General features: G+C 71.3%; 9 protein-coding genes. 5 read left to right on the top strand and 4 right to left on the bottom strand.

The features are described from left to right. Positions 1-273 precede the first annotated feature (273 nt). The gene (locus tag Dsi01nite_RS56510; protein ID WP_203854818.1) at positions 274-1779 is read right to left on the bottom strand and encodes an aldehyde dehydrogenase family protein; all 1506 of its coding nucleotides are present in this window, start codon (positions 1777-1779) and stop codon (positions 274-276) included. Between the two features lie 69 nt (positions 1780-1848). On the opposite strand from Dsi01nite_RS56510, the gene Dsi01nite_RS56505 reads away from it, so the two are divergent. Continuing rightward, positions 1849-2670, top strand: a complete 822-nt coding sequence (locus Dsi01nite_RS56505; protein ID WP_203854817.1) for an alpha/beta fold hydrolase — start codon at positions 1849-1851, stop codon at positions 2668-2670. 4 nt (positions 2671-2674) lie between these two features. Here the strand turns inward: Dsi01nite_RS56505 and Dsi01nite_RS56500 are convergent, their stop codons facing one another. The 3 genes from Dsi01nite_RS56500 to Dsi01nite_RS56490 all read right to left on the bottom strand — a co-directional run bounded on the left by Dsi01nite_RS56500 (position 2675) and on the right by Dsi01nite_RS56490 (position 4380). After that, on the bottom strand, positions 2675-3376 hold the full coding sequence (locus tag Dsi01nite_RS56500) for an SDR family NAD(P)-dependent oxidoreductase (RefSeq protein WP_203854816.1): 702 nt from the start codon (positions 3374-3376) through the stop codon (positions 2675-2677). Positions 3377-3466: 90 nt separating this feature from the next. Next, complete coding sequence (locus Dsi01nite_RS56495) at positions 3467-3967, bottom strand: MarR family winged helix-turn-helix transcriptional regulator (RefSeq protein WP_203854815.1); 501 nt, start codon at positions 3965-3967, stop codon at positions 3467-3469. Positions 3968-4023: 56 nt separating this feature from the next. Next, complete coding sequence (locus Dsi01nite_RS56490) at positions 4024-4380, bottom strand: DoxX family protein (protein ID WP_203854814.1); 357 nt, start codon at positions 4378-4380, stop codon at positions 4024-4026. 128 nt (positions 4381-4508) lie between these two features. On the opposite strand from Dsi01nite_RS56490, the gene Dsi01nite_RS56485 reads away from it, so the two are divergent. From Dsi01nite_RS56485 to Dsi01nite_RS56470, 4 genes are all read left to right on the top strand, one after another. Beyond that, a complete protein-coding gene (locus Dsi01nite_RS56485) occupies positions 4509-4925 on the top strand; it encodes a DUF7144 family membrane protein (RefSeq protein WP_203854813.1) in 417 nt (138 codons plus the stop codon). A 30-nt stretch (positions 4926-4955) separates the two neighbouring features. Then, on the top strand, positions 4956-5939 hold the full coding sequence (locus tag Dsi01nite_RS56480; protein ID WP_203854812.1) for an alpha/beta fold hydrolase: 984 nt from the start codon (positions 4956-4958) through the stop codon (positions 5937-5939). 10 nt (positions 5940-5949) lie between these two features. Continuing rightward, the gene (locus tag Dsi01nite_RS56475; RefSeq protein ID WP_203854811.1) at positions 5950-6450 is read left to right on the top strand and encodes a DUF456 domain-containing protein; all 501 of its coding nucleotides are present in this window, start codon (positions 5950-5952) and stop codon (positions 6448-6450) included. Between the two features lie 68 nt (positions 6451-6518). Beyond that, positions 6519-7274, top strand: a complete 756-nt coding sequence (locus Dsi01nite_RS56470; RefSeq protein WP_203854810.1) for a maleylpyruvate isomerase family mycothiol-dependent enzyme — start codon at positions 6519-6521, stop codon at positions 7272-7274. Positions 7275-7506 lie beyond the last annotated feature (232 nt).

The following is a 7506-nucleotide window of genomic DNA, read 5'->3' as shown; positions in this document are numbered from 1 at the left end:
GTGCCGGCGTCGGCGGAAGGGCCCTGGGCGTCGTGCGAATGTCCGTGAGAAAGCGTGGAGGGGTGGGGGCGTGGAGACGCCCCCTGCGCTTCACGCTTTCACCGAAACGCGGCGGCGGACGCGGTCGTGATCCAAGGCGCCCCGGCCGCTCGTACACCACCACAGCGGACCCGACCCCGCACTTTCCTACCAGCCCGAGTGGAGAGATCGGGCGCTGCGCTTCCCCAGGCCCGTCGTGGTCGAGCGCTCTACCTGGTTGGAGTGGGGTGGGGGCTACTTGGAGCGGCCGTGGACGAGTTTTACCACCTTCAGGACCTGCTTCATGGTTTTCGGGGTGCGGTCGAAGGTCGTGATGGCCAGCAGGGTCGGGGCGCGGCGCTTCACGATGGCCTTTGCGCGGGTGAACTCGCGCAGGCCGTCCTCGCCGTGGATGCGGCCGAAGCCGGAGCCGCCGACGCCGCCGAAGGGCAGGGACGGCATGCCGGCGAAGGTGAGGGCCGAGTTGACCGACGTCATGCCGGAGCGGACGCCGCGGGCCAGTTCCAGGCCGTGGGACTTGGAGAAGATCGAGCCGCCCAGGCCGTAGCCGGTGCCGTTGGCGCGTGCGACCGCCTCGTTGGCGTCCTTGACCCGGGCGATGGTGAGCGTGGGGCCGAAGGTCTCCTCCTGCACGGCGGCGGCGTCCTCCGGCACGTCGACCAGGATCGTGGGGCTGACGAACGGCGGGCGGACCGCCTCGGCGCCGCCCAGGACGGCGCGGCCGCCGCGGGTCAGGGCGTCCTCGATGTGGCGGCGGATGATGTCGATCTGCGAGGGCATGGTGATCGGGCCGAGGTCGGCGGTGCCCTCCTCGCCGACGGTGAGCTTCGCCGCGCGGGCGACCACGCGGCCGAGGAACTCGTCGTAGACGCCGTCGGCGACGTACACCCGCTCGATGCCGACACAGGTCTGGCCCGCGTTGGTCAGGCCGCCCCAGACGCACGCGTCGGCGGCGGCGTCGAGGTCGGCGTCGGCGGCGACGATCATGGCGTCCTTGCCGCCGCATTCCAGGAGGACCGGGGTCAGTGTCTCGGCGGCGGCGGCCATGACCTTCTTGCCGGTGGCGGTCGAGCCGGTGAACGCGATCTTGTCCACGCCGGAGCGGCACAGGGCCCCGCCGACGTCGCCCATGCCGTGCACGATCTGCAGGACGGGGTGCTCCGGCACGACCTCGGCGAACCGGTCGACGACCCACTGGCCGACCGCGGGCGTGTACTCGCTCGGCTTGAACACCACGGCGTTGCCGGCCGCGAGTGCGTACCCGATCGAACCCATCGGCGTCAGCACCGGGTAGTTCCAGGGCCCGATGACGCCGATGACGCCGAACGGCAGGTACTCCAGGTATGAACTGTGCTCGGTGAGCAGGATCGACGAGCCGACCTTGCGCCGCCCGAGGACCTTGCGGGCGTGCTTCGCGGCCCAGGCCACGTGGTCGATCGCGGCGATCGCCTCGACGAGGGCGTCCGCGGTGGGCTTGCCGCCCTCGCGGTGCATCAGCTCGGCGAGTTCCTCGAGGCGGTTGGTGAGCACGCTGCGGAAGGCGAGGAGCCGCTTGCGCCGGCCGGTGAAGCCGAGTCCGGCCCACCAACCCGCCGCGTCCCGGGCCCTGGCGACCGCGTCGGTGACATGATCAGGAGAGGCCACCGGGAAGCGGCCGACCTCTTCGCCGCTGGCCGGGCTGGTCGAGATCAGCGAGCCCTCGTCGATGGCGGGGACGCCGGGAGTTCGCGTGGCGGTCATGGCGCGAGTGTAAACCCGGAAATTACTCACGAGTAGCCCCGAAATCCACGCAGGGAACCGGAGGAAATCATGAAGGTCGAGACGCTGACGGTGCCCGGGGCCACGCTGCACTACGAGGTCCGTGGCAGCGGACCGGTCGTGTTGCTCATCTGCGGCGGCGTGTACGACGCCGAGGGGTTCACGGGTCTCGCCGAGGCGCTCGCCGAGGATCGGACCGTCGTCACGTACGACCGCCGCGGCAACTCGCGCAGCCTGCTCGACGGCCCACCCGCGGTGCAGTCGGTCGACGAGCACGGCGACGACGCGTACCGGCTGCTCGCCGCCGTCGGGGTCACCGAGGACGAACCCGCCGACGTGTTCGGCAACAGCTCCGGCGCCGAGATCGCCCTGGAGCTCGCGGCCCGGCACCCCGCGCTGGTCCGGACGGTGGTGGCGCACGAGCCGCCGGCGTTCGAGCTGCTCGCCGACGCCCCGCACTTCCGCGACCTGATCAAGCGGGTGGAGGAGACCTTCCACCACGACGGCTGGGAGGCGGCGATGGGTGTCTTCGCCGCGGGCGTGGAGATGTCGCCGTCGGACGAGACGCCCGCGACGGGGGACCTGCCCTCGGCCGAGGCGATGGCGCGGATGCAGGACAATTTGCCGTTTTTCGTGGGGTACGAGGTGCCGCCCTTCGGCGTGTGGGTGCCGGACCTCGACGCCCTGCGGGCCGGCACCGCCCGGATCGTGCCGGCGGTCGGCGCCGCCAGCGCGGGCGAGGCGCCGCACCGCGCCGGCGAGGAACTGGCGTCGCGGCTCGGGGTCGCGGTCGCGGAGTTCCCCGGCGGCCACGGCGGCCACGGCAACGCCGCCGCGTTCGCGCCGCGGCTGCGTGAGGTGCTGGCGGCCTAGGGTCTTACGGCGCGTGTTCCTTCAGGATCCGCTCGGCGACGGTCATCGGATCGGCGAGCCGCCCCTCGGCGTGCGCGTCGATCCACCGCTGCTGGCCGGGGAAGTAGGTGCCGGACGAGGCCGCGCGGCGGATGTTGTCCTGCATGCCGGTGTCCATCTGCCCGGGGTCGACGCTGGCGACGGTGATCCGCTCGTCGTCGGCGACCTGGGAGGCGACCGCCTCGAAGAAGGTCTCGCCGCCGGCCTTCGTGGTGCAGTACAGCGACCAGCCGTCGATGATCCGGTGCGCGGCGCCGGAGGAGATGAACAGCACCCGGAGCCGTGCGTCGCGGGGGGCCGCGCGCAGGAAGCTGTTGGTCAGCACGACCGGAGCCGTCAGGTTGACCGCGATCGCGTGCGTGATCGCCTCGGTGCTGAGCTTGCCGACGGCGCCGATCGGGTCGACCACGGCGGCGTTGTGCAGCAGCACCGCCTCGTCCGCGTCGCGCAGAAACGCCCGCAGCGTGTCGTGGTCGGGCAGCCAGTGCGCGTCGGCGACGTCGGTGGAGAAGAGTGTGATGTCGCCGGGCCGGTCATCACGGCCCTGGCGTTGTTCTGGGGTGAAGTGCCGGCCGACCGCCAGGATCCGATCGCCGCGCGCGTTGCACACATCGAAGAGGGCGGCGCCCAAGCCGCGGGACACCCCGGTGATCACGACGGCACGCATGCGGTCACTCTATTCCTGTCCGACCACGCGCCGACAGGCTCTGTGGTCCCGATGCGGTGACGGCTTTCCGGCTGCAGGTCGGATTGCGTTTCAGGCGCGCGCCTTCGGCACCGGCGGGCCTTTCGGCGCGCCGGGACAGGTCGAGCCGAGCCGGTCGGCGACCGCGCCGAGCGCGTCGGCGAGCGCTGCGGTCTGTGCCGCGTCGAGGTGGTCGAAGATCAGCCGCCGCACGTCGGCGACGTGGGCGGGGGAGACCTGCTCGGCGAAGCGGCGGCCGGCGTCGGTGACCCGGGCGATGCTGACCCGCCCGTCGCACGCGTCGCCGGTCACCTCCACGTAGCCGAGGTCGACCAGCTTGCGCATGCGGTGGCTGAGCCGGCTCTGTGACATGTTCATCTGCGCCGCCAGCTCCGACAGGCGCAGCCCCTCGTCCTCGTTGCTGAGCGCGGCCAGCAGTCCGTACTCCACGTGCACCAGCCCGTGCGGGCGGAACGTGCGCTCCAGCTCGGGGAAGCCGACGAGCACGACGGCCAGCAGCGACAGCCAAGCGCGCCGCTCGGTGTCGTCCAGCCATCGTGTCTCGTCGTTCATGCCGTCCATGGTGCCTGGCGCCCGTGCGTCGCGGCCAACGCCACGTCCGATACGCGTCAGAACCGGCCGATCGCGATGACCAGCGCGAGCGCGCCGAGCACCAGGTTGATCGGCACCACGCTGTACTCCTTGGCGCGCACGTGGTCGACGATTGCGAGCAGCATCACCACGAGCAGCCCGACGGCGGCGAGGGGCGTCAGCACCGGGGCGATGTCGGTGGCCCACGGCAGGATCAGGCCGAGGCCGCCGAGCAGCTCCGCGACGCCGATGAACTTGATCGTGCCGGCGCTGTAGCGCTGGGTCCAGGTCATGTTCGCGGGCAGCTTCTCCTTCGGCTGCGTCGCCTTCATCAACCCGGCCGCGATGAACGCCGCCCCGAGCAGGCCCTGCAGGATCCACAGAACGATGTTCATGGTTTCCTTCCGGTAAGTGTTTTAATCTTCAAGTACATGGTGCGGCCTTGGTACTTGAAGCGTCAAGCACTACCTGCATCCCCGTCGGGTGAGCGTGCTTCACCTTCGGGCGGCACACGGTGGGCCGCATGAGTGCGACATCGACAACGGGCCGCCAATCCGGCTGGGTCACCGGCTTCGCCGTCTTCGGCGGCAGCATGATGGTCGTCATCGGCATCTTCCAGATCGTGGTCGGCCTGACCGCGATCTTCGAAGACACCTTCTACGTGCTCACCGACAACTACCTCTTCGGCTTCGACGTGCAGACCTGGGGCTGGATCCACCTGGCCCTCGGGGTGGTGGTCGCCGCGGGCGGCGTCGGGGTGCTCGCCGGCCAGGTCTGGGCCAGAGTGCTCGGCATCGTGCTCGCCGCGATCAGCGCCGTCGCCAACTTCCTGTTCCTGCCGTACTACCCGCTGTGGTCGATGCTCATCATCGCGGCGGACATCGCAGTCATCTGGGCCCTCACCAAGTACGACCGGAACATGTGGGCCGACAACATGTGACCGACCAATCCGGAGTGTCACGATGCGGTGATGCACGTCACCACCCGTGGCCCGGTCGGCGGCCCTCCGGTTCTGCTCATCCACGGCAACTGCTCATCGTCCGGGTTCTGGGAGCCCCTGCTGCGTCACCTGCCGCAGGACTGGCGGATCGTCGCGCCAGACCTGCGCGGGTACGGCGGCAGCCCGGCGCTCGGCGTCGACGCCACCCGGGGCCTGCGCGACTTCGCCGACGACATCGCGCCGCTGCTGGCCGGGTTCGACCGCCCGCCGGTCGTCGTCGGGCACTCGCTCGGCGGCGGCGTCGCGCTGCAGCTGCTGCTCGACCACCCTTCGTCGATCGCGGCGCTGGTCCTGGAGGCGCCGGTCTCCCCGTACGGCTTCGGCGGCACCCGCGATCTGGCGGGTACCCCCACCACACCGGACTTCGCGGGCACCGGCGGTGGATCGGCCAACCCCGACTTCGTGCGGCTCCTCGCGGCCGCGGACCGCGGCACCGACGAACAGGCCTCACCGCGCAACGTCATGCGCGCCTTCTACGTCGCGTCGCCCGACTCCTTCGGTGACGACGAGGAACTGCTGCTGGACACCATGCTCTCCACCGCTGTCGGCGACGACAACTACCCCGGCACCGGCTCGACCAGCGAGAACTGGCCCGGCGTCGGCCCCGGCGACCGCGGGGTGCTCAACACGCTGTCACCGCGCTGGCTCAACCTCTCCGGCATCGTCGACCTGCCGGTCAAGCCCCCGATCACCTGGATCCGGGGCGACCAGGACGCCATCGTGTCCGACGCCTCGTTCTTCGACCTGGCCCAGCTCGGCAAGCTCGGCCTCGTCCCCGGCTGGCCCGGCGAGGAGGAATGCCCGCCCCAGCCGATGATCGGGCAGACCAGGGCCGTGCTCGCCGCGTACGGCCCGTACACCGAAGTCGTCTACGGAGGCTGCGGCCACTCCCCGCACATCGAACGCACCGCGGAGTTCGCCGCGAAATTGGCGGAGGTGGTCGCGTCCGCCTAGCCTCATCGTCGTGGATGTGACCGATAGCTCGGGCCTGGTGGCCTTCATCGCTGGTGCCGCGGTGCTGATCGGAGTCGTCGGCGTCCTGATCCCCATGCTCCCCGGCCTGCTCCTGTGCTGGGCCGGGGTCATGGTGTGGGCCCTCTTCGGCGGTCACGGCGGCACCGGCTGGACCGTCGCCGTCGCCGTCACCCTGGTGCTCGCCGTCGGCTTCGCCGCGAAGTACCTCGTCCCCGGCCGCAACCTGAAACGCGCCGGCGTGCCCAACCTGACCCTGTTCCTCGGCGGCGTGGTCGGCATCATCGGCTTCTTCCTCATCCCGGTCGTCGGCCTGGTCCTCGGCTTCGTCCTCGGCGTCTTCGTCGTCGAGCGCATCCGCCAGCACGACAACACCCGCGCCTGGCAGTCCACCAAGCACGCCCTCAAGGCCGCCGGCGTCTCGATGCTGATCGAGCTCGCCACCGCCCTGGTCATCGCCGGCATCTGGATCGGCGGCCTGCTCGTCGCCTGACCCGCTCTCTTGCCCTGGCGCCCTTTGCCCCGGCCGTTTTTGTCAGGGGGTCGGCTTAGCATGGCGGCATGGAAATCGGGCAGCACATCGATGCGCTGGAGCGTGCCGGGCTCGACTTCGTCGACGCGGCGGAGAAGGCGGGCCTCGACGCCGCCGTCCCGACCTGCCCTGACTGGACGGTCCGCGACCTCGTCCAGCACGTGGGCTACGTGCACCGCTGGGCGACCGCCTACATCCGCGACGCCCGCCCCGCCGTCCTCACCGACGACGAGGAGGAGGGCGCCGTCGGCCCCATGCCGGCCGACCCCGACCTCGTCCCGTGGTTCCAGGCCGGCCACGTCGCCCTCGTCGACCAGCTCCGCGCCGCCCCCACCGACCTGACCTGCTGGCACTTCCTCCCCGCCGACTCCCCGCTCTCCTTCTGGGCCCGCCGCCAGGCCCACGAGACGATCATCCACCGCGCCGACCTCCATGCAGCCGTCGGCCAACCCGACAGCGTCGCCCGCGACCTCGGCGTCGACGGCATCGACGAGCTGCTCATGGCCTTCTACGCGACCCGCGGTCGCCGCCTGCGCTGCGACGAGCCCGCCGTCCTCGCCGTCGACGCCGCCGACGCCCCCCACTCATGGACCGTCCGCATGGGCCCCACCGGCGCCGAGATCACCCGCGGCACCCCAACCACCGCCGACTGCACCCTCCGCGGCCCCGCCAGCGACCTGTATCTCGCCCTGTGGAACCGCCGCACCACCACCGACCTCCACGTCCACGGCGACCCCGCCGTCCTGGCCCTTTGGCGCGACCGCGCCACCATCCGCTGGACCTGACCCCTCCACCCGCTCCGCGGGCTCTGCGCTCCGCGGGCTCTGCGCTTTGCGGGTTCTGCGCTTTGCGGGTTCTGCGCTTTGCGGGTTCTGCGCTTTGCGGGTTCTGCGCTCTGCGGCTCTGCGCTCTGCGGCTCTGCGCGCTGCGGCTCTGCGGGGTCTGTGCGCTCCACCCGCCTCCTCCGTCAGCTCCGTCGGCCGCCTTCGCCCGCAGGTCTCCCGTCGGGCCGTGTCC

This window comes from Dactylosporangium siamense, from assembly GCF_016862795.1.
In the GTDB taxonomy this organism is placed as follows: Bacteria; Actinomycetota; Actinomycetes; order Mycobacteriales; family Micromonosporaceae; genus Dactylosporangium; species Dactylosporangium siamense.
Note: the sequence above shows the minus strand (reverse complement) of the source record. Positions and strands in the feature narration are given on the sequence as shown.

What these genes read in the sequence shown, in the direction of transcription:
- Dsi01nite_RS56495 (WP_203854815.1), bottom strand. Translation starts at nt 3,967, where the DNA reads ATGAACGACGAGACACGATGGCTGGACGACACCGAGCGGCGCGCTTGG.
- Dsi01nite_RS56500 (WP_203854816.1), bottom strand. Translation starts at nt 3,376, where the DNA reads ATGCGTGCCGTCGTGATCACCGGGGTGTCCCGCGGCTTGGGCGCCGCC.
- Dsi01nite_RS56470 (WP_203854810.1), top strand. Translation starts at nt 6,519, where the DNA reads ATGGAAATCGGGCAGCACATCGATGCGCTGGAGCGTGCCGGGCTCGAC.
- Dsi01nite_RS56505 (WP_203854817.1), top strand. Translation starts at nt 1,849, where the DNA reads ATGAAGGTCGAGACGCTGACGGTGCCCGGGGCCACGCTGCACTACGAG.
- Dsi01nite_RS56480 (WP_203854812.1), top strand. Translation starts at nt 4,956, where the DNA reads ATGCACGTCACCACCCGTGGCCCGGTCGGCGGCCCTCCGGTTCTGCTC.
- Dsi01nite_RS56490 (WP_203854814.1), bottom strand. Translation starts at nt 4,380, where the DNA reads ATGAACATCGTTCTGTGGATCCTGCAGGGCCTGCTCGGGGCGGCGTTC.
- Dsi01nite_RS56510 (WP_203854818.1), bottom strand. Translation starts at nt 1,779, where the DNA reads ATGACCGCCACGCGAACTCCCGGCGTCCCCGCCATCGACGAGGGCTCG.
- Dsi01nite_RS56485 (WP_203854813.1), top strand. Translation starts at nt 4,509, where the DNA reads ATGAGTGCGACATCGACAACGGGCCGCCAATCCGGCTGGGTCACCGGC.